The 244-nt window shown below is 65.2% G+C and carries 1 protein-coding gene; it reads left to right on the top strand.

Features of this window, described 5'->3' with window-relative positions; translation table 11 throughout:
• A partial coding sequence (locus CN946_RS20920) for an RNB domain-containing ribonuclease (protein WP_141546959.1) occupies positions 1-244 on the top strand: 244 nt, incomplete at both ends.

The following is a 244-nucleotide window of genomic DNA, read 5'->3' as shown; positions in this document are numbered from 1 at the left end:
CTGGACGAGGAGGCGGCCAAGCGCGGCAACTCGGTGTACTTCCCCGAGCGCGTCATCCCCATGCTGCCGGAAATCCTCTCCAACGGCCTGTGCTCGCTGAACCCGCTGGTCGACCGCCTGGCCATGGTCTGCGAGATGAACCTGTCCAGGGCCGGCAAGATGACCGGCTACCAGTTCTACGAGGCGGTCATCCACTCCCACGCGCGGCTCACCTACACCAAGGTCAGCCAGTACCTGGAGACCC

Source organism: Bacillus sp. AFS053548, assembly GCF_002575105.1.
In the GTDB taxonomy this organism is placed as follows: Bacteria; Bacillota; Bacilli; order Bacillales; family Bacillaceae_G; genus Gottfriedia.
Note: the sequence above shows the minus strand (reverse complement) of the source record. Positions and strands in the feature narration are given on the sequence as shown.